Consider the following 20,651-nt stretch of genomic DNA (forward strand, 5'->3'; position numbering starts at 1 on the left):
CATTACAGACAACCCATCACTCAGCCTTCTTCTCCGCTGTTTTCAGCTCCTTGATCCGCTGGTCAATCAACTGGCACTTATCGGGCAGGTCCTTGCTCGCTGTCTCCAGATCCATCCCCTGAAGCTCGTCATTGATCTCCTTGGCCTTCTGCGGGTTCTGTTCGGTCAACTGGGTTACCAGTGCGGCCAGTTCTTCACGTTTCTGCGTGGCTTCTTCCGGTGTGCAGGCCCAAGCGGGCAGGGCGCAGGTCAGCGCAATGGCGCAAGTAATGGGCAGTAGCGGTTTCATCCTTTCTACCTCCAGCGGTTGCTATGCGCTGTGGATGGCCGAAAGTTCGGGGGAGTTCAGCGCGCGCGACCGATGGACGAAACCGATGATCAGCCAGCGAGATGCGGCCGCGCCGTCATGTCTATCCCCAGTGCTTTCATCACGGTCAAGAACGATTTCAGGGTCGGATTGCCGTGCTCGCTGAAAGACCTGTAGAGCTGTTCACGGGACAGGCCCGTTTCCTTTGCCAACTCGCTCATTCCTTTGGCGCGTGCGACCACGCCGACGGCTTTGGCTACGTAGCTGGCATCCCCGGTCTCGAGGGCGTCGGTCATGAACAGCGCGATCGCTTCTGGGGTTGTGAGGTATTCAGCGGGATCGAATTCAGAGAAAGTTTCAGTCATTTTGCATCCTCCACGAACGCAGAATCTGGTGGGCTGCCTTGATGTCTCGCTGTTGGCCGCTTTTGTCGCCGCCGCAAAGCAGAATGACGAATGTGCTGCCTGCCTGATGGAAATACACCGGGTAACCAGGCCCATAGTGAACCCTGAGCTCACTGATGCCGTGGCCAACCGGGGACACGTCGCCAGGTAGGCCCTCCATCAACCGGTTGATACGAGAAATGATTCGGGCTCTGGCGGTAACGTCCCGGAGGCCGGTCACCCAATGTCTGAAACTGCTGGATTCGATTTTCTTCATCGAGTGAATGTAGTTTATAAACTACAGCTGGCGTGCCAGCAACTGGTTTCTGCCTATTGCCGTTTCATTGGCTTCAGGCCCGCTGACTTCACCCACCAATATCTTTCGGAACATCACCCTTCATCAGCGGGTCCCAACCTGTGTACCCCTTCCGTCCACAGCTGGAGCCCATCACCATGAGCATCGCCTACGACTGGGACCTGATCGAACGCTTGCTGCACGAGGTGCAGAACGGCGCCGGTCATAGTTTTACGCCACGCCCCTATGCCGAACAGCACGCCGCGGCGCAGGCCGCCAAGGGTGAGCCGGTGGGCGATCTGGACCATCTGAAAACCCATGCCTGCGAGTACGAAAAGCTGCTTTTCAAGCGGGGTTTCATCGAAAGCCGGCCTGAAGAAGAGGGCGGCAATGGCGAGAACTTCGTGCTGACCGAGCGCGGTTTACGCTTGCTGAGCCTGATCGACAGCAGCATCCCGGGCTTCGAGCACCCGCGCCAGGTGCTGGACGAACAGGCGGATGCGCTGGATGAAGCCACCTTCGAGCAGGTGTCTTCCAAGGCGCAGATCGCTTGAGGTCGTTTTGAGGCTGGCAAGATCGGGTACGCAAACCCGATAATCGGTAGCTTCTGAATACTGCCGAGCCTATGCCCATGCCTTCGATCACCCCAGAGGCCCGCCTATGAGTGCGGTCCGCAAGAACCCTGACGCCTTCGCCTTTCAGGTGATGCTGGGGCTGTGCCTGATCTGGGGTTGCCAGCAGGTGCTGATCAAAACCGCCGCCGTCGATATCGCGCCAGTGATGCAGGCAGCGCTGCGCAATGGCATCGCCGCCGTACTGGTGGCACTGATGCTGTGTTGGCGCGGTGGCTGGGAGCAAGTTGGCAACACCTGGCGTGCCGGGTTGCTCGCTGGCGGTCTGTTCGGCGTGGAGTTCCTGTTCATCGCCGAGGGACTGAAGCTGACGTCGGCGGCGCACATGTCTGTGTTCCTCTATACCGCACCGGTGTTCACGGCATTGGGCCTGCATTTCCGGCTGCCCAGCGAGCGCCTGCGGTTGTTGCAGTGGCTGGGGATTCTGTTGGCATTCGGTGGCATTGCCATGGCGTTTGCCGGCGGCATGTCGTTCGAGCAGATGGATGGCCGCATGCTGCTGGGCGATGCCTTTGGCGTGATCGCCGGGCTGGCCTGGGGCGCGACCACCGTTGTGGTGCGCTGCTCGCGGCTGTCGGAAGCACCGGCAACCTTGACCTTGTTCTATCAACTGGCGGTCGGCTTTGCCGGCTTGTTGCTGATTGCGTTGCTTAGCGGGCAGATCGGCGCGGTGTCGTTGACGCCGCTGGCGATGGGCAGTGTGCTGTTCCAGGGGATTGTGGTGTCGTTCGTCAGTTACCTGACCTGGTTCTGGCTGTTGCGCAAATACCTGGCGTCGAACCTCGCGGTGTTCTCGTTCATTACTCCGCTGTTCGGGGTGACCTTTGGGGTGCTGCTGCTGGATGAGCCATTAAGCTTCAATTTCGTGATCGGAGCGCTGATGGTGCTGCTGGGGGTGATCCTGGTGAGTGCCGAGCCTTGGGTGAAGCGGCAATTGCGCAGGTATGTAGGCTGATGTTTTTGCCTGTACCGGCCTCTTCGCGGGCACGCCCGCGAAGAGGCCGGTACAGGCAACCTGGATTCAGGATGAAACCCCGGCCTGACAGGCACTGCCTTGCTGTACATTACCCACCAATTGCACCAGCCCCCCGGCCAGCAGCAGCCCACCCGCCGCCAGCATCAGCGCCGGATGCAGCCCGCCGCTGAAGTGGCTGCTGACCGTAGCCAGCAACGGCCCGCTCAACTGCCCCAGGGCAAAGCACGCAGTCAGCATCCCGGCATTGCGCTGTGTGGCATGCGGCGCCAGTTCCCGTGAGCGCTGCATCACCAATTGCATGCAGGCCAGGAACGGTCCACCGCAGAGCACCACGCCCAACGCCAGCCCTACACCCCCGCCCATCAGGCAGGCCAGCACACCCAGCCCTTGCAACCACAGGGTGGCGGTCAGCCATGCCGAGGTGCGGCCGCCGCGCCGCAGGCTTACCAGCAGCACCCCCAGCGCTGCCGCCAGGCCAAACGCCGGCCAGAACAGGTCGGCCAGCCACTGCCCGCGGAACTGCTGGTTGGCCATCTGCGACAGGAAGGTGGCTGGCAGGATGTAACCCACGCCGTACAGCGCGTACACCAGCCCCAGGCGGCCAATGCCAATGTTGCGGGTCTGGCCCTGACGCGCCGGCGACGGGGTTGGGGCCGCTTGCAGTGCGCGTGGCAACCAAGGGCGGACGGCCAGCAGCATCAACAGCGCTGCCACGGCATAGATCAGCCACAGCGCTGCCGAGCCCAGCCCAGCCAGATGCGCCACCAGTGCCAACAGCCCCGTCACGGCGATGCCCAGGCCGGGCCCTGCAAACACCAGGGCACCCAGCCGTTGGCGGTTGTGGGCGTTGGCCACCTGCTGGCTGAGGCTGGTGATCATCACCAGCACCCAGGCACTGGCCACGCCGGTGCCAAAGCGCAGCAGCAGGTGGCTCCAGAAACCATCGGCGGCCCATGAGGCCAGGGTCAGCAGTACGCACAGCCATAACCCGCCATGCAGGCGCAGGCGCACCTGGCCGGGTGAGCGGGCGAACATGGCGTCGACCGCGCCAATGAAATAACCCAGATAGTTGGCGGCCGCGACCAGCCCGGCGACCGTCAGGTCGAACTGCCCTTCGGCGATCAGTTGTGGCAGTTGCGGGGTGAGGGCGAATCGGCCGATGCCCATGGCCATCATCAGCGCCACGGCGCTGGCCAGCAGTTGAATGAGGGGCGACATGATAGGTCTCCTGCGCAGAACCAAGCGATGACTGGCAGGGTAGGGCTGTTTCATTTTCAATAAAATTGAATAATGATGATCAAGTTGTTCTGTTTTGGAGAATGTTGTGGAGTTCAGCCAGCTGCGTATTTTCCAGGCTGTAGCCGAGGAAGGGTCTATCACCCGCGCTGCAGAACGCCTGCATCGGGTGCCGTCAAACTTGTCGACGCGCTTGCGCCAGCTCGAGGAGCAACTGGGTGTCGAGCTGTTCTTGCGCGAACGCCAACGCCTGCAACTGTCGCCTGCCGGCAAGGTGCTTCTGGACTACGCCAGCCGTATGTCGGCCCTGCGCGACGAAGCATTGGCTGCGGTGCGTGGCGGCCAGCCAGCCGGGGACTTCGTACTGGGCACCATGTATTCCACTGCCGCGACGCATTTGCCAGCGTTGCTGGCGCGTTATCACCAGGCCTACCCGGCGGTGAACCTGCAGGTGCGCGCAGCCCCCAGCGGCGAGCTGATCGAAGGCCTTCTTGGTCACAAGCTGGACGCGGCCCTTGTGGACGGCCCGCTGAACCTGGCCGGGCTGGATGGCGTGCCGCTGTGCGATGAGCAACTGGTGCTGATTACCAGCCCCGAGCACCCGGCGGTGCACACCGCCAGGGACGTGGCGGGCAAGGCGGTGTTCACCTTCCGCCAGGGCTGCTCGTACCGCATGCGCCTGGAGGCGTGGTATGCCCATGCCCACACGCCAATGGGCCGGGTCATGGAGATCGAGTCGTATCAAAGCATGCTGGCCTGTGTGATCGCTGGCGCAGGCGTGGCGATGATGGCTCAATCGATGCTCGACAGCCTGCCTGGGCGCAATCAGGTAAGGGTGCACCGGCTGCAGGCCCCGTTCGATCAGGCCGTCACCTGGTTGATGTGGCGCCAGGGCATGCGTGGGGCGAATCTGCAGGCGTGGATCGACCTGCAACAAAGCGAAACGATTAACCAGTCGTCGGAATGCGCCGCTACGGCTTGATCCGGGTCAAAATGGCCCTTATCTGTAAGAGTAGAGGCATGCGTTGTACAGGACATCGGGCTATGATCTGTATGAAACATCGCAGAATTGATTTGCCGTGAGGCTGACCCGTAAAGGGGGCGACTATGAATAAACCACTGTTCAACTGGCTCCACGACCTGGCTGTTGCCTTGGGGCTGATTCCACCACCTTTGCAGCCGGTACCGATTCCGACTGATGAAGAACAGCGCAAGCGCCAACCGCGTCGTCGCTGATGTAAGAAAAAGGCCGCTGTACCTGGTTGGGTGCAGCGGCCTTTTTGTGTCTGTCAGAACAGGCTATGGATCAGGCCAGTTTTACCGCAGCCACAGATTTGCGGGACATCAGGCTAACCACAACAAAGCTCGCCAAGCCAATCGCCAGGCTGTAGTAGATCGGCGTATTGGCCTCCAGCCCGTCCTTGAACATGAACAGCAGCGCGGTGGCAAAGCCCAGCGACATGCTGGCAATCGCCCCGGCAGTGGTCGCGCGCTTCCAGAAGATCGCCCCGATCAGCGGGATCAGCATGCCGCCGACCAGCAGGTTGTAGGCCAGGGTCAGGGCGTTGATCACATCGTTCACCACCAGCGCGATACCCAGCACCACCAGGCCGGTGAGCAGGGTGAACAGGCGGCTCATGCCCAGGCTCGACTGCTTGCCGCCGCGCAGCTTGGGCAGCAGGTCTTCAGTGATGGTGGTCGAGGCGGCCAGCAGGCCAGCACTTGCGGTGGACATCATGGCCGCCAGGGCTGCAGCCATCAGCAGGCCACGGATGCCATCGGGCAGGGTGCTCTTGATCATTTCGGCAAAGGCGTTGTTCGGGTTGGCCAGGTCGGGCATCAGCACATGTGCGGCCATACCGATGGCCGCGCAGGCCAGGCCGTACACCACACAGTACACACCGGCAACGGTACCGGCACGCTGGCAGACCTTTTCGTCACGGGCGGTGAACACCCGCTGCCAGATATCCTGGCCAATGAGGATGCCGAAGAAGTAGATCAGGAAGTAGGTGATGATGGTGTCCCAGCCAATGGTCGTCAGCTGGAAGCTGGCTGCGGGCAATTTGGCCACCAGAGTGTCCCAGCCACCGGCCTTGTACAGGCATACCGGCAACAGGATGAACATCAGGCCGACGGTCTTGATCACGAACTGGACAATGTCGGTCAGGGTCAGCGACCACATGCCGCCAATGGTGGAGTACAGCACCACCACACCGCCGCCGAGCATCAGCGAAGCCCAGAACGGCAAATCCAGCAGCACCTGCAATACGGTGGCCATGGCCAGTGTCGAGGTGACGCCGATCATCAGCGCGTAAGCCAGCATGATCACGGCGCTGGCCTGGCGTGCGGTGGGGTTGTAGCGTTGCTCAAGCACCTGGGTGACGGTGAAGATGCGCAGGCGCAGCAGTGGTTTGGCCAGGAACAGGTTGATGGCGATGATACCCAGGCCCAGGGCTGCGCACAGCCAGAAGCCGGAGATGCCGTGGACGTAGCCCAGGCGCACGGTGCCGACGGTGGAAGCACCACCCAGCACGGTGGTGGCCATGGTGCCCATGTACAGCACCGGGCCGAGGTTGCGCCCGGCTACCAGGTAGTCTTCATGGGTTTTTGCGCGTCGCATGCCGTACCAGCCAAGCCCGAGCATGCCTGCGGTGTAGATCATTACAACAATGATGTCCAAGGCCATTGGGGGTCTCCCGATTATCTTTATTATGGCGAGATCGACCACGCGGGCGGTTGCACGGCGCCCGGCGGTCTTGTTGTGTGTTGGCGGGCCTCAGTGGCCCTCCCTGATGGCTTCTGCCGGGGTGTAGCGGTATTAGCGACGCACTACGCCAGGCAGCACGCAGAGCATTTCGAACAGCAGGTTGGCACCGAGCAGCGAGGTGTTGCCGGTGGTGTCGTAAGGCGGGGAGACCTCGACAAGGTCACAGCCGATCAGGTCCAGGCCGTGGCAGCCGCGAATGATCTCCATTGCCTGGATGGTGGTCAAGCCGCCAATTTCCGGGGTGCCGGTGCCAGGTGCCCAGGCCGGGTCGATGCCGTCGATGTCGAACGACAGGTAAACCGGGCCGCCACCGACCTTTTCCCGTACTTCGGCCATCAATGGCTCCAGCGACTTGTGCCAGCATTCTTCGGCCTGGACGACACGAAAGCCCTGGCGACGGCTCCAGTTGAAGTCATCGGCGGTGTAGCCCTGGGCGCGCAGGCCAATCTGTACCACGCGGTCGCAATCGAGCAGGCCTTCTTCCACGGCGCGGCGGAAGGTGGTGCCGTGGGCGATCTTCTCGCCGAACATGTGGTCGTTGACGTCGGCATGGGCGTCGATGTGTACCAGGCCGATCTTGCCATGCTTCTTGTGCAGGGCACGCAGGATCGGCAGGGTGATGGTGTGGTCGCCGCCCAGGGTCATCGGGATGACATTGTGCTCGACGATCTCGTCATACGCTTCTTCGATGATGCGCACGGCGTCCAGCAGGTTGAAGGTGTTGATTGCCACGTCACCGATGTCGGCAACCGACAGCGAGTCGAACGGGGCGGCACCGGTGGCCATGTTGTACGGGCGGATCATCACCGACTCGGCGCGGATCTGCCGCGGGCCGAAGCGGGTGCCGGAGCGCAGCGAAGTACCGATGTCCAGCGGTACGCCGATGAAGGCAGCATCCAGGCCTTGGGCGCTTTGCAGGTGGGGAAGACGGAGCATGGTGGCGATGCCGCCGAAACGCGGCATTTCGTTGCCGCCCAGTGGTTGGTGGAGAGTCTTGTCCACGGTGGGCCTCATCAGTCGGTCGATTGTTGTGTTTGTTCGAACCTGTGCCGCCGCGCGCCTCTCAAGTGTGGATCAGCCGGCGGGCAGGGACATTTCGGCCAAGTCTGCTCAAGGTAGTGCCGGGGAAGAATCGCTACCGACAAATACTTAGTTCAGGAATTTCTGAACTAAAGGCCGGCAGAGCGGTTAGACTGCGCGCAAATACCCTTGCGGAACCGTTGCACCATGGCCTCGACCTTGCCCGACCTGAAACTGCTGCGCATCTTTGTCAGCGTGGCGCGCCACCAGGGCTTCGCCAACGCGCAGCGCGAGCTGAACCTGTCGACCTCGGCCATCAGTACCTATATGAGCCAGTTGGAGGGCGCCTTGGGCATCGTGCTGTGCCACCGCGGCCGCGGCGGTTTCAGCCTGACCAGCAAGGGCGAGTTGTTCCACCAGGAAACCCTGCGGCTGCTGGCCGAAATGGATGGCTTCGAGCAGTACGCGGCTGCCCTCAAGGGCGAGTTGCGGGGCACCCTCAACCTCGGGGTTATCGACTCCACGGTCGGTGACCGGGCCTTGCCGTTGGCCGAAGCCATCGGCGCCTACAGCCAGGAGCACCCGGCGGTGCACCTGCACCTGTCGGTGTCCAGCCCGTACGAGCTGCAACTGGGCGTGCAGGACAACCGCCTGGACCTGGCCATTGGTGCGTTCTCTTCACGCATGAGCGGCCTGCTTTACCAGCCGTTGTACCGTGAACAGCACTGGCTGTACTGCAGCAGCCGCCACCCATTGTTCACCGAGCGGCGTATCCCTGAGCAGGTGGTGACCCAGCAACGCATGGTCGGGCGCGGCTACTGGAGCCAGGCCGAGCTGGCCCGGCATGGCTTCAAGCACAGCGCGGCGACGGTGGAGAGTATGGAAGCGCAGTTGATCCTGATCCTGTCCGGCGCCTATATCGGCTACCTGCCAGAGCACTATGCCCAGGCCTGGGTCGACAAGGGCGACTTGCGCGTGCTGTCGCCATCGACCTTTGGCTATCAGGCACCGTTTTCGCTGATCGTTCGCCGTGGGCGCAGCCGTGAACCTCTGATCCAGACCTTCCGCGACCTGCTGAAAAGCCAGTTGAATGTGGGCTGAGAAACAACGCATTCATGCATTCCGTCGGGCGGCGTTAAATTCCGGCAAAAGCCGACCGCTAACCTGATAGCGCTCTGCTACATATCAACTTGCGCTGATGATTTTCCCCTTATTTCATCCTGCAAGGATCGCCCCGATGCGCATGAATTTGCCCGTCACTGAGCACGAAAGAACCTTCTCAAGCGATCAACGCCTGATTTCCACGACTGACCTCAATAGCCGTATCACTTACTGCAATGAGGCTTTCGTGGCGATCAGCGGTTTTACCTACGACGAGCTGGTCGGCCAACCGCACAACCTGGTGCGCCACCCGGACATGCCGCCATCGGTGTTCGGGCATATGTGGGAGACGATCAAGCAAGGCAAACCGTGGATGGGGGTGGTCAAGAACCGCGCAAAGAACGGCGACTACTACTGGGTCAGTGCCTACGTCACGGCGGTCTACGAGCAGGGCCGCATCAGTGGTTACGAGTCAGTGCGCTCGGTGCCCACGCGCGAGCAGATCCGCCGCGCCGAGGCACTGTATGCCCGCCTGCGCGCCGACCGTGCTGCCGTGCCTTGGGCGGCCCGGCTGGGGCATGGGTTGGCCCATGGCTGGCCGTTGATCGGCGCGGGCCTGCTGTCGGCGGCCGGTTACCTGTGGCTGCCGGTCTATGCAGCGCTCGGCGTGCTGATGGCCAGCCAGCTGTTGGCCTGGTACCTGGTCGAGCATCGGCAAAATCAGGCTATCCGCCGCACCTTGGCCGAGCATCCCAAGGCCTTCACCAGCCCGCTGGTGGCGCTCACCTACAGCGACAACCCGGGCCTGCAGGGGCAGCTTGACCTGGCCATCATCAGCGAGGAAGCCCGCTTGCAAACGGCCCTGACCCGCCTGGTGGACGCCGGGGTCGGGGTGAAGTCGCGGGCTGCGCAGTCGTCCGACCTGTCCGATGCCCAGGCGCAGATGCTCGACCGCCAGCGTAGCGAGACCGACCAGTCGGCCACGGCCATTGCGCAGATGGCAGCGACCATTCAGGAGGTCACCCACAATGTGCAGAGCACGGCGCATGCGGCCGGCGATGCCGACCAGCTGGCGCAGCATGGCAGCGAACTGGCGCTGCAGAGCCTCAAGGCCATGGGCAGCATGAGTGATGCCGTCAGCGACATCGGCCAGGCGGTCAATGCCCTGGCGGAGCAGACCCAGTCTATCGGCAGCGTGGTCGACGTGATTACCTCGATTGCCGAGCAGACCAACCTGTTGGCGCTCAACGCCGCCATCGAGGCTGCGCGCGCGGGTGAGCAGGGGAGGGGGTTTGCCGTGGTGGCCGATGAAGTGCGCTCGCTGGCCCAGCGTACCCGTGCATCGACCGACGAGATTCACCACATCATTGCCTCGCTGCGCGCGGGGGCGGAGCGGGCGGTGAGCACTGCCAACCGGGGTGAGCAGATCTCGCGGGACAGTGTGCACAGCGTCGAGGCCGTGCAGGCGGCATTGAGCGGGATTGCCCAGGCGGTCAGCCGCATCACCGGCATGAGCCAGCAGATGGCGACGGCGTCGGAGCAGCAAAGCCATGTGGCCGAAGACATCAACCAGCAAATCGTGAGGATTGCCCAGCTGTGTGACCAGAGTGCCGGGCAGGCCAGGCAGGGGGCCGAAATCAGCCAGGACCTGGAGCGCATGGCGGAGTACCTGCACAGCCTGGCGGAGCGCTTCAACCGCTGAGATCGCTGGGGCCGCCTTGCGGCCCATTCGCAGGCAAGCCAGCTCCCACAGGATTGGACTGCCCCCCAAAAGTTGGACAGTTCTATGCTGCCGCCTGGGTCCTGTACTCGACAGGGCTCAGGCCATTGAGCCTTAGCTTGATGCGGTCATGGTTGTAGTAGTGAATGTACTCATCCAGGCCCGCTTTCAATTCATCAATACTCTCGAAACGCTTGAGGTAGAAAAATTCTGACTTGAGCGTGCCGAAGAAGCTTTCCATAGCTGCATTGTCTAGGCAATTGCCTTTACGAGACATGCTCTGTTTCACCCCACGACTGCGCAGCTGGTGGCGATACTGACCCTGCTGGTACTGCCAGCCCTGGTCGGTGTGGAGCACCAGCTTCGGCTTTTCTCCCAAGGTTTTGAGTGCCTTGTCGAGCATGTTCCCAACCAGGCTGTACTGAGGGCGACTCGCCGTCTCGTAAGCGATGATTTCTCCGTTGTACAAATCCATCACAGGCGAAAGATAGAGCTTCTGTTCAGCCACTTTGAACTCAGTTACGTCACTCACCCATTTCTGATTAGGACGCTGGGCAACGAAATTTCGCTCCAGCAGATTCGGCGCTATCTTGCCAACAACACCTCGGTACGACTGATACTTCTTAGGTCGCACCAGTGACTGCAGACCCAGGGCAGCCATCAGCCTCTCGATGACCTTCTTGTTGACCAGTACCCCACCTTTTCTGATCACGAGTGCAACGCGTCGATAGCCGTAACGCCCTTTCTCTTTGCGATAGACCTGCTGAATCTGCTCTTTAAGCTCGGCATATTTGTCCGGCTTCTGCTGAGCTTGCACCTGATAGTAAAAGGTACTGCGAGCCAGCCCGACCAGACGCAGCAGGTCAGGCAAAGGGAATCTAGGCTTGAGCCTCGAAACGATCAGGACTTTTTCCCCGACATTCGTTCCTTTTCCTCTCGCAAAGCCTTGAGCTCCTTTAAGACAGCGTTCTCCATGCGCAGATATTCGAGCTCCGCCATCAGCTGGTCTCGGGGCTTTTGCGAATCGTCAGTATTTGTGGGTTTTGCTGGTTTGATCTTCTTCGGCACTTTGATCGGCTTTTTCTGGCGGTCGACAGGGGCTATAGGGTCACCACTGTAGTACTGCCGCTGCCAGCTGCCTATCTGCGATGATTGACCGAGGCCAAAATGTGCTGCGGTTTGCCGCATGGAAAGGCGATGTTCGTGCATGTAGCTCAGCACCTGTCGCTTGAAATCGTCGTCATAACGCCGCCCATGTGAGCGTGAAGAAAGGCTGGATTCGCTCTGATGGCTGGAAACCCACCGGCGGAGCAGGCTGAAATCAACATCGAAATGCTGGGCTACCTTTCGGAAGCCATTATTGCCATCCAGGTAGGCTGAGACGGCTGTGAGCTTGAACTGCTCTGTGTATTTGCCCATAGGTCCCCCAAGGGTTGGATTTTTTGTCCAACTTCTTGGGGGCAGTCCAGATCACCACAGGCCTGAGCCTTGTGCAGTACCTGTGGGAGATTCTATGGTTTCTGGCAATGGCATCAGGGTTGCCAAGTGTTCGCTGCATATCTTATGGCAAACACCTGTAAGCCCTGATGCGATCCCTGTGGGAGCTGGCTTGCCTGCGAATGGCCCGCAAAGCGGGCCCCGGTTCTGTGGCAAACTGTTCTCGCCAAGGAGAACCCCATGCCCAGACCCCGCTGCGAGCGCTGTCAGCGCCCGCTCGACCATTGCCTCTGCCCACTGATTCCCGCGCTCGACAGCCGTACCCGCGTCATCCTGCTGCAGCACCCCAGTGAAACCGCCCACGCCCTGAATACCGCGCGCCTTGCTGCCCTTGGCCTGAACAACGCCGAGCTGCGGGTAGGTGAGGTGTTCGATGACTTGGCGCTGCTTCTCGCAACACCCGGCTACCGGCCGGTGCTGTTGTTCCCCGGCGACGACGCCCAGGTGCTGACGGCGTATGGCGAGGCGAGCGACAAACCGTTGATGTTGATCGTGCCCGACGGCACTTGGCGCAAGGCGCGCAAGCTGCTGTACCTGAATCCGTTGCTGGAGGCGTTGCCGCGGGTGACGTTGGGGGCTGTCGCGCCATCGCGTTATCGGCTGCGCAAGGCGCCGGAAGCGGGGGCGTTGTCGACGATCGAGGCGGTGGTGGGGGCTTTGAATGCGCTTGAGCAGCCGGCCTGCTTCGTCGCGTTGCTGGCGCCGTTCGAGGCATTGATCGAGGGGCAGATCAGCGCGATGGGTGTAGAGACATTCCAGCGTAACCATGGAACCAACTGACAGCCGGGGGCCGCAAAGCGGCCCCGGCAATCTCACATCCGATCAACGCATCTCAGGCAGGTGCGCATCGGTGCGCACTTCGCTGGTAGCCAGCGCCTCTGGCGGCAGCGAAATACGCTGTTTGCTCAGCAGCTCACCCATGGTCGCCAGCACGCGGTAGCGCGAGAACTCCTCGGTGTAGCGTACCTCGGTGTAGCGGCGGTCTGCGTTGTACAGCTCGTTCTCACTGTCGAGCACGTCCAGCAGGGTACGCTGACCCAGGCCGAACTGGTCCTGGTAGGCGGCACGCACGCGTTTGGTGGTTTCGGCGTATTCGCGCGCGGTCGGCAGCTGCTTGCTGGCGTTGTTCATGGCGTTCCACGCCAGGCTCAGGTTTTCGGTCAGCTCACGCAGGGCGTTGTTGCGGATGTCCAGCGCCTGGTTGATCTTGTGTGCGTCAGACTGCAGGCGGGCCTTGTCGCTGCCGCCGCGGAACAGGTTGTAGTTCATCTCTACACCGGCCTGCCAGTCGTTGTTGCTGTGGCCTTTCTCGCCGCCGGTGTTGTTGTTGGCACCGGTAGCCAGAATGGCGTCGAAGCGCGGATAGAAGGTCGACTTGCCGACTTCGTATTGCTGCTCGGCGGCGTTGACGTCTGCCTGGGCAGATTTGATGTAGGGGTTGTTCTGGCGCATGCTGTCGCGCGCACCATCGAGGCTTTCAGGCACCTCGCCCTTGATGGTCGCCGGGCTTTCCAGCTCGTCCGGGGCACGGCCGACCACGCTGAAGAAGTTGGCCTCGGCATCGGCCAGGTCGACCTCGGCGGTATCCAGGTTGTTTTCTGCCAGGGCGCGACGTGCGCGGGACTGGTCAAGGTCGGCGGTGCTGCCGACGCCGCGCTCGTTACGCAGGCCGATCTGGTCGTTGACGCGCAGGTGGGCCTGCAGGTTGTTCTTGGCCAGGGTCACCAGTTCGCGGCGCTTGAGCACTTCCAGGTACACCTCGGTCGCACGCAGGGCAACATCCTGGGCCACGGCCTGGGTGTAGTAGGCGCGGGAGGTGGAGACTGCCTCGGTGCGGCCCACTTCATTCGACGTGTTGAAGCCGTCGAATATCATCTGCCGCAGGCGCAGCTCGGACTGGGTGTAGTTCAGGGTTTCCTTGTTGTGGTTACCCTCGGCACGCGTCGTGGAGTTGTCCGAACGCTGACGGCCATAGCCGGCGACCAAATCCACGGAAGGGTAGTAGCCACCACGCGCAAACTTCACGTCTTCATCAGCCGAGAGCTTGCTGTTACGGTTGGAGCTGACCTGCGGGTGGTAGTCCACGGCGCTCTGGACGGCCTCGGTGATCGACATCGCCTGTACGTTGGCACTCGCCAGGGCCAACAGTAATGCACTGGTGATGGGGTTCAAAACGCGCATGGTACATCTCCCTGATCCTGGAATTGATCCTGCTGCTCGCCAAAAAAATGACGATAAAGTTATCGCGTATAGTGTTGCAGGTTTTTAACAACACAGCTAAGTACATTCAACGCGATAGATAAGAAGATTTATTCATATCAAATTGCCACATAAGACATATATTGTCTAACAAGGATCGCGCCAAATGATCTTGGTAAGCAGGGTGGAAGCCACCAAAGCCAGAGGATACAAGGCTTTTATACGGTTCCAGAACTATTTCCGATAAAGAAAACGCGAGTTAGGCGAAAGTGATATTTGGCGACAAAAAAATGTCACTTTGGCCTGTGCAGGGTTTTCTGTCTGACGATATACAGGCTTACCAGCACCGCACTGGTCAACATGAAGGCGCGCGCCCAGAACAGAGGCACCAGATAGCACGACAGACCAATGCTGGCCCACATCAGGCCGATGGCGTAGACCTTGCCCTTGAGGGGGATGCCTTCACCACTGAGGTAGTCGCTGATCCATGGCCCGAGCTTGGGGTGATGGACCAGCCAGTGGTGAAAGCGCGGCGAACTGCGGGCAAAGCAGGCTGTCGCCAATAGCAGGAACGGGGTGGTGGGCAATACCGGGAGGAAGATTCCCAACACCCCCAGCGCAACGCTGAGCCAGCCGATGGCCAGCAGCAGGTAGCGCACAGGCGACTTAGTGGTGGCGTGGCTTGAGCAGCGCCGGCTTTTCGTCAGGCGCGTGCAGCAGCAGGAACAACGCGCTCAGCGCCTCGGGGATCTGTACGATCATATCGTCCTGCAGGTTGGCATTGCTGGCAATGTCGGCGAACTCTGGCTGTTCGTCGAACAGGCCCGAGCCAACCATGATCGGCAGCAGCATTTCGCTGACTTCTTCTTCGGCGTTCTCGAACCATGCCTCTTCACGCAGGAACACGCCTTCCATGAAGCCGATGCACCAGCCGCGCAGGTCGGAATCGTCCGGCTCGTCGGTCAGGTCGAGTTCGCATGGCAGGTCGAATTCTTCGTCGCTGGCCAGCTGGCGGGCGATGTGCGCTTTCAGTGCCACCAAGGTAGCTTCGATTTCGGTGCGCTGGGCCTCGCTGGCGTAGTGCGGCTCTTCGGCGAACAGGGCATCGATCCACTCGCGCTCGGGCACTTCTTCGGCGTTGATCGACAGGGCGGTGAGGTAGCCGTGGGCGGCGACGTAGTCCAGCGCTTCTTCATGCAGCTCGTCGGCGTCGAGGAAGGCTTGCAGGCGGGTCAGTTGCTCGGCGAAGGACATTACGGGGCTACCTTGGTGAATAAACGATAACGAATTCTAGCACCTTGCAGCGACGGCGGGGCAAAGGGAACGTCTATCGCCGCGGTGCCCTGCGCAATGCAGCGCTGCGGTATACTCCGCCATTTTTCACCCTGGGGCAGGCTTGTACCCGCTGCCTGGTAAAAACCGCTTACGCATTCGGCGTGTGCGGGGCGGGTTTTTCGTCCAGCCTGTATCCAGGATGGTACGGCGATTTGTGGAGTTGCACATGCTCGAACAGGCTCAGCGCGTTCTCAAGGATATCTTCGGCTACGACAGTTTCCGTGGGCGCCAGGCAGCAATCATCGAATGCGTGGCCAATGGCGGCGATGCTCTGGTGCTGATGCCTACCGGTGGCGGCAAGTCGCTGTGTTTCCAGGTGCCGGGGCTGCTGCGCCCGGGCTTGACGGTGGTGGTCTCGCCGCTGATCGCGCTGATGGATGACCAGGTCGCCACGCTCGACGAGCTGGGTGTGGCCGCCGCCGCGCTGAACTCCACGCTGAATGCCGAGCAGCAGCGTGAACTGGCCGGGCGCCTGCGCCGTGGCGAAGTGAAGATGCTGTACCTGGCGCCGGAACGCCTGGTGCAGCCGCGCATGCTCGACTTCCTGCGTGACCTGGACATTTCGCTGTTCGCCATCGACGAGGCCCACTGCGTATCGCAATGGGGCCACGATTTCCGCCCCGAATATCTGCAACTGGGGCAGTTGGCCGAACTGTTCCCGCATGTGCCGCGCATTGCGCTTACCGCCACCGCCGACATGCGCACCCGCGAAGAGATCGTCCAGCGCCTGCACCTGCAAGGCGCCGAGCGCTTCCTGTCGAGCTTTGACCGGCCCAACATCTTCTATCGCATCGTGCCCAAAGAGGCGCCGCGCAAGCAGCTGATGGCCTTCCTTGGCGAGCGCCGCGGCAACGCCGGCATCGTTTACTGCCTGTCGCGCAAGAAGGTCGACGAAACCGCTGCCTTCCTCTGTGATCAGGGCTTCCCGGCATTGCCGTATCACGCCGGCCTGGCCGCTGAAACGCGGTCTGCCAACCAGCACCGCTTCCTCAACGAGGAAGGGCTGATCATGGTTGCCACCATTGCCTTTGGCATGGGCATCGACAAGCCCAACGTGCGCTTTGTTGCCCACCTCGACCTGCCCAAGTCGCTTGAGGCCTATTACCAGGAAACCGGCCGTGCCGGCCGTGACGGCCTGCCATCCGATGCCTGGATGGCCTACGGCCTGCAGGACATGGTCATGCTCAAGCAGATGCTGCAGAACTCCGAAGGTGATGAGCGCCACAAACGCATTGAGCAGCACAAGCTCGACGCCATGCTGGCGCTGTGCGAAGAAACCCGTTGCCGTCGCCAGTCGCTGCTGGCCTATTTCGACGAAACCCTCGAACAGCCGTGCGGGCATTGCGACAACTGTGTCGACAACATCCAGACCTGGGACGCCACCGAGCCGGCCCGTCAGGCACTGTCGGCGGTGTTCCGCACAGGCCAGCGCTATGGGGTCGGCCACCTGGTTGATGTGTTGTTGGGGAAGGACAACGAAAAGGTGCGCAATTTCGGCCACGAGAAGCTTTCGGTTTTTGGCGTGGGCAAGGGCCTGGCCGAGGTCGAGTGGCGTTCGCTGTTCCGCCAGTTGGTGGCGCGTGGCCTGGTCGACATCGACCTGGAAGGTTACGGCGGCCTGCGCCTGTCCGACAGCTGCCGGCCGCTGCTGCGCGGCGAGGTGACCTTGCAACTGCGTCGTGACCTCAAGCCGCAGACCACGGCCAAGGCCTCGTCGTCCGGCGGCGGCAGCCCGGCCAGCCAGCTGGTGCGTGCCGAAGAGCGCGAGCTGTGGGAGGCGTTGCGCACTCTGCGCCGCAAGCTGGCCGAAGAACACAGCGTGCCGCCCTATGTCATCTTCCCCGACTCGACGTTGCTGGAGATGCTGCGCAGCCAGCCGGTCAGCCTCAGCGACATGGGCCAGGTCAGTGGCGTGGGTGCGCGCAAGCTGGAGCGCTATGGCCAGGCGTTCCTCGAGGTGCTGAACAACAGCGGTGGCACCGACGAGGCGCCGAAAGTGGTGCTCGACCTGCGCCACGAACTGGTCAGCCTGGCCCGCGCCGGCATGACCCCGGCGCAAATTGCCGGGCAGCTCAACTGCAGCGAAAAGAACGTATACAGCCTGCTGGCCGAGGCACTGGGGCGACAGGAGCTGAGCCTGGACCAGGCCCTCGACTTGCCGGAAGACCTGCTGATGGAAGTGCAGGACGCCTTCCTCGATGGCGAGGGCGAGCTACCGCCGGTGTCTGCCATTGCGCCGCAGTTCGGCGCGCGGGTGCCGGAAGGTGTGCTGTACTGCGTGCGTGCGGCGCTGGCGGCCGAATTCGAGATGTGACGGGCACGCGGTTCGAGGGCAGAACCGCCATCTGCTGACCTTTGTCATGCTTTTTGACGATTATCGGACAATGAAGGGTGCGCGAGCCTTGCCTCGTGGGGCGGGGCATGGTTAGCTGCCTAATAATTAGATCTGTTCAATGAGTTACTTATGCCCCTGACCGACAACCAACACCGCTTCGGCATGCAGCTGGCCCAGATGTCCCGGGGCTGGCGTGCCGAGCTGGACCGCCGCCTGGCCGGGCTCAACCTGTCCCAGGCGCGCTGGCTGGTGTTGCTGCACCTGGCACGCTTCGAAGAAGCCCCGACCCAGCGTGAGCTGGCCCAGAGCGTGGGCGTAGAAGGCCCGACCCTGGCGCGGCTGCTCGATAGCCTGGAGGCGCAAGGGCTAGTGCGTCGGCAGGCGGTGCTGGAAGATCGGCGGGCGAAGAAGATTGCGCTGTGCCCACCGGCCAAGCCGCTGATCGAGCAGATCGAGACCATCGCCAACCAGTTGCGCATCGAGCTGTTTACCGGGGTGGACGAGGCCGACCTGCAGGTGTGCATGCGCGTGCATGCGAAGATTCTGGCCAACCTGGAAAAATCCTGAGGGCCATAGGGGCCGCAAAACGGCCCCAGTATTTAGAAGGTATGCCCCAGATTCAGGTACACCGCCTGTTCATGCGCACTGTTGGCGCCATACGTAAAGTTCAGCGGCCCCAGCGGCGTCTCCAGCCCCAGGAAGATGCTCGCCGCATTGATATAGCCGCTGTCAAATTCGTTGTCGTTGTTCCATGCCCGCCCGCGCTCAAGCGACCCGCCGATGTACAGCGGGAAGTCCAGCGGCACATAGGCCCGTGGCGTCAGGCGGCGGTAATAGACCACCCGCATCAGGCTCACGTTCTGCCCCGACACCGAGTCCTGCCGGAAGCCTGACAACTCCCGCGCTCCGCCCATCACGAAACTCGACGTCACCACTTCGGTGTCATCCAGCGTGCGCCCGTAGCGCCCACCCAGCACGAAGGTGTTCGGCCCGCTGCTGATGGCCTTGTCCAGGTTAAACAGCCACTGCCGGTAATCCTGGTCGGAGTCCAGCGACTTGTCATATTTGCGCAAGGTCAGGCCAATGTCCTCACCGCTGTGCGGGAAGTACACGTTGTCGAGGGTGTCGAACGAGTACTTCAGTTCATAAAATCCTTCGTTGAAGCTGACCTTGGGCAGGTCCTGGTCGCCAATGCGCACCTCGGCCTCGCCCCAGGCCTTGCCCACGCCCAGGCGCACTTCACCGTTGGTGCCAATCTGCCGCCCGACGTTCAGGCCAAAGCCGTAGCGCTCCAGGCGGTACTCGGCGACAGGGTCGTTGTCCAGGGTGGCTTCGATGTTCTGTGAGCTGAAGTCCAGGTACGGCGCAATGAAGTAGCGCGAACCCACGTCCAGTGGCTGGTAAAACTCGCTGTACAGTTCTTGCTGGTCGCCGATCTGGCCACGGGTCAGCCACTCGGCACCCAGGCTGTTGATGCCATTGACCCGGTAGCTGGCGCCCAGGTTGAAGGCGCTGTCACCGCGCAAGTCGTCCGACAGATTCAGGCCCAGACGCAGGTAATCGGTGCCGCCGCGCCGGCCGCGGGCGTTGATCACCAAGGTATTGTCGGTACCCTTGTGCACCACGCGGTACTGCACCCGGTCGAAGTAGTCCAGGCCGTACAGCGTGCCCATGTCGGTCTGCAAACGGTCGAGTTCCAGCGGCGCATCCAGCGGCTGGCGAATGTACGAGCGGATCACGTCGTCGCTGACCTTGGAGTCGTTCTCGATCCGGATCGCGGTAATCACTGGCGTGCGCTGGCGTGGTGACCGGGCCACGGCCAGGTCGCTGTCACCCTCGGGCTGGCGCAGGGCGGCAAAGCGCGGGTCGAGCAGCCGGGTGGCCCGGTAACCGGCGTCGATCATTTCCCGGGCACGGCCGAAGTCGGTCACGCCAAACGCGGTCAGCGATGGCTGGATGAGGATATCGTCACGGTGCAGGCTGGCCAGTTGTTCTTCCGAATTGCGCCGGGTCATCAGGGTGATCGACTGGTTGAGCACATCGACCACTGTGGCCAGTTGCTTGCGGTCACGCAACGGCGTGCCGATGTCGACCACGATGGCCAGGTCCACGCCCATTTCGCGGGCCACGTCCACCGGGATGTTGTCGACCATGCCACCGTCTACCAGCAAGCGGCCATCCAGTTCGACCGGCGCGAAAACGGCAGGGATCGACATGCTGGCGCGGATCACCTGGGGCAGGTGGCCACGGCGGAACACCACCTTTTCGCCACTGGCGATATCCGTGGCGACTGCACGGAAGGGGATGGGCAGCTTGTCGAAGTCGCGGGTATCGGCGGTGTGCGCCAGTTTGCTTTCCAGCAGCAGTGCCAGGTTCTGGCCCTGGATTACCCCCAGCGGCAAGCCCAGGCTGCCGTCGTCGCGAAAGCTGAGCTTCTGCTTGACCAGGAAGTCGCGGTCATCCTGTTTGCGCCGGAACGGCACGTCCTTGCGCGGTGGGGCATCGGACAGCGCCTGTTGCCAGTCGAGGGTGGTGGCGAGCTTTTCCAACTCTTCGACACTGTAGCCAGAGGCGTAAAGCCCGCCGATCACTGCGCCCATGCTGGTACCGGCGATGGCGTCGATGCGCACGCCCTGTTCCTCCAGCGCCTTGAGCACGCCAATGTGGGCCAGGCCACGGGCTGCACCACCCGACAACACCAGGCCGACCTTGGGCCTTGCAGGTTCCGCGGCGGCTGCTGTGAGGGCGGTGAGGGCAAGCAGGAAACAGAACAGCAAACGGCGCATCGTGAGTCTCAAACCGTGGGCTAAAGACCGCTAGTATAAGCGGCTCATCACCTGGAGATGCC

The 20,651-nt window shown here is 61.9% G+C and carries 20 protein-coding genes; 9 read left to right on the top strand and 11 right to left on the bottom strand.

The annotated features are described in order from the left end of the window. Positions 1-16: 16 nt before the first annotated feature. The 3 genes from P0Y58_09285 to P0Y58_09295 all read right to left on the bottom strand — a co-directional run bounded on the left by P0Y58_09285 (position 17) and on the right by P0Y58_09295 (position 967). Positions 17-289 (bottom strand): hypothetical protein, encoded by a 273-nt coding sequence (locus P0Y58_09285; protein ID WEK32366.1) that lies wholly within the window; start codon positions 287-289, stop codon positions 17-19. 89 nt (positions 290-378) lie between these two features. Then, positions 379-672, bottom strand: a complete 294-nt coding sequence (locus P0Y58_09290; GenBank protein ID WEK32367.1) for a putative addiction module antidote protein — start codon at positions 670-672, stop codon at positions 379-381. After that, the gene (locus P0Y58_09295) at positions 665-967 is read right to left on the bottom strand and encodes a type II toxin-antitoxin system RelE/ParE family toxin (protein ID WEK32368.1); all 303 of its coding nucleotides are present in this window, start codon (positions 965-967) and stop codon (positions 665-667) included. Before P0Y58_09295 ends, P0Y58_09290 begins: the two co-directional genes overlap by 8 nt. A gap of 176 nt (positions 968-1,143) precedes the next feature. On the opposite strand from P0Y58_09295, the gene P0Y58_09300 reads away from it, so the two are divergent. Further along, positions 1,144-1,539 carry a transcriptional regulator gene (locus P0Y58_09300; GenBank protein ID WEK32369.1) on the top strand — a complete coding sequence of 132 codons (396 nt, stop codon included), beginning with the start codon at positions 1,144-1,146 and terminating at the stop codon, positions 1,537-1,539. 106 nt (positions 1,540-1,645) lie between these two features. Beyond that, positions 1,646-2,572, top strand: a complete 927-nt coding sequence (locus P0Y58_09305) for a DMT family transporter (protein ID WEK32370.1) — start codon at positions 1,646-1,648, stop codon at positions 2,570-2,572. Positions 2,573-2,638: 66 nt separating this feature from the next. Here the strand turns inward: P0Y58_09305 and P0Y58_09310 are convergent, their stop codons facing one another. Then, positions 2,639-3,811, bottom strand: a complete 1,173-nt coding sequence (locus P0Y58_09310; protein WEK32371.1) for an MFS transporter — start codon at positions 3,809-3,811, stop codon at positions 2,639-2,641. 106 nt (positions 3,812-3,917) lie between these two features. Here P0Y58_09310 and P0Y58_09315 point away from each other — a divergent pair, with 106 nt between their 5' ends. Then, a complete protein-coding gene (locus P0Y58_09315; GenBank protein WEK32372.1) occupies positions 3,918-4,811 on the top strand; it encodes a LysR substrate-binding domain-containing protein in 894 nt (297 codons plus the stop codon). Between the two features lie 125 nt (positions 4,812-4,936). Then, a complete protein-coding gene (locus P0Y58_09320) occupies positions 4,937-5,065 on the top strand; it encodes a hypothetical protein (GenBank protein ID WEK32373.1) in 129 nt (42 codons plus the stop codon). Positions 5,066-5,135: 70 nt separating this feature from the next. Here P0Y58_09320 and P0Y58_09325 read toward each other — a convergent pair whose 3' ends face one another. Then, on the bottom strand, positions 5,136-6,515 hold the full coding sequence (locus P0Y58_09325) for a sodium:solute symporter (protein WEK32374.1): 1,380 nt from the start codon (positions 6,513-6,515) through the stop codon (positions 5,136-5,138). A gap of 132 nt (positions 6,516-6,647) precedes the next feature. Continuing rightward, the gene (gene speB / locus P0Y58_09330) at positions 6,648-7,598 is read right to left on the bottom strand and encodes an agmatinase (GenBank protein ID WEK32375.1); all 951 of its coding nucleotides are present in this window, start codon (positions 7,596-7,598) and stop codon (positions 6,648-6,650) included. A 225-nt stretch (positions 7,599-7,823) separates the two neighbouring features. Here speB and P0Y58_09335 point away from each other — a divergent pair, with 225 nt between their 5' ends. Together P0Y58_09335 and P0Y58_09340 are read left to right on the top strand one after the other, a co-directional pair. Continuing rightward, positions 7,824-8,717 (top strand): LysR family transcriptional regulator, encoded by an 894-nt coding sequence (locus tag P0Y58_09335; protein WEK32376.1) that lies wholly within the window; start codon positions 7,824-7,826, stop codon positions 8,715-8,717. Positions 8,718-8,853: 136 nt separating this feature from the next. Then, positions 8,854-10,419: a PAS domain-containing methyl-accepting chemotaxis protein gene (locus P0Y58_09340; GenBank protein ID WEK32377.1), complete on the top strand. Its 1,566-nt coding sequence runs from the start codon at positions 8,854-8,856 to the stop codon at positions 10,417-10,419. An 82-nt stretch (positions 10,420-10,501) separates the two neighbouring features. Here the strand turns inward: P0Y58_09340 and P0Y58_09345 are convergent. Continuing rightward, positions 10,502-11,856, bottom strand: a protein-coding gene (locus P0Y58_09345) for an IS3 family transposase (GenBank protein WEK32378.1) whose coding sequence is annotated in 2 segments (ribosomal slippage) — positions 10,502-11,364 and positions 11,364-11,856 — 1,356 coding nt in all. Because the reading frame shifts where the segments join, the coding sequence is not laid out codon by codon here. Positions 11,857-12,114: 258 nt separating this feature from the next. Between P0Y58_09345 and P0Y58_09350 the strand changes: the two genes are divergently transcribed. After that, positions 12,115-12,714, top strand: a complete 600-nt coding sequence (locus P0Y58_09350; GenBank protein WEK32379.1) for a DTW domain-containing protein — start codon at positions 12,115-12,117, stop codon at positions 12,712-12,714. A gap of 42 nt (positions 12,715-12,756) precedes the next feature. On the opposite strand, the gene P0Y58_09355 is transcribed toward P0Y58_09350, so the two are convergent. The 3 genes from P0Y58_09355 to P0Y58_09365 form a co-directional block, all read right to left on the bottom strand. Continuing rightward, the gene (locus P0Y58_09355; GenBank protein WEK32380.1) at positions 12,757-14,115 is read right to left on the bottom strand and encodes a TolC family outer membrane protein; all 1,359 of its coding nucleotides are present in this window, start codon (positions 14,113-14,115) and stop codon (positions 12,757-12,759) included. Positions 14,116-14,426: 311 nt separating this feature from the next. Beyond that, complete coding sequence (locus P0Y58_09360; protein WEK33300.1) at positions 14,427-14,840, bottom strand: YbaN family protein; 414 nt, start codon at positions 14,838-14,840, stop codon at positions 14,427-14,429. Then, positions 14,800-15,387, bottom strand: a complete 588-nt coding sequence (locus P0Y58_09365; protein ID WEK32381.1) for a YecA family protein — start codon at positions 15,385-15,387, stop codon at positions 14,800-14,802. The genes P0Y58_09360 and P0Y58_09365 overlap by 41 nt, the downstream gene beginning before the upstream one ends. A gap of 247 nt (positions 15,388-15,634) precedes the next feature. Here P0Y58_09365 and recQ point away from each other — a divergent pair, with 247 nt between their 5' ends. Continuing rightward, on the top strand, positions 15,635-17,782 hold the full coding sequence (gene recQ, locus P0Y58_09370) for a DNA helicase RecQ (protein ID WEK32382.1): 2,148 nt from the start codon (positions 15,635-15,637) through the stop codon (positions 17,780-17,782). Between the two features lie 150 nt (positions 17,783-17,932). Further along, entirely contained in the window at positions 17,933-18,370 is a 438-nt protein-coding gene (locus tag P0Y58_09375) for a MarR family transcriptional regulator (protein WEK32383.1), read from the top strand. Between the two features lie 32 nt (positions 18,371-18,402). Here P0Y58_09375 and P0Y58_09380 read toward each other — a convergent pair whose 3' ends face one another. After that, positions 18,403-20,589 (bottom strand): patatin-like phospholipase family protein, encoded by a 2,187-nt coding sequence (locus tag P0Y58_09380; GenBank protein WEK32384.1) that lies wholly within the window; start codon positions 20,587-20,589, stop codon positions 18,403-18,405. Positions 20,590-20,651: the final 62 nt, after the last annotated feature.

This window comes from Candidatus Pseudomonas phytovorans, assembly GCA_029202525.1.
Lineage (GTDB): Bacteria > Pseudomonadota > Gammaproteobacteria > Pseudomonadales > Pseudomonadaceae > Aquipseudomonas > Aquipseudomonas phytovorans.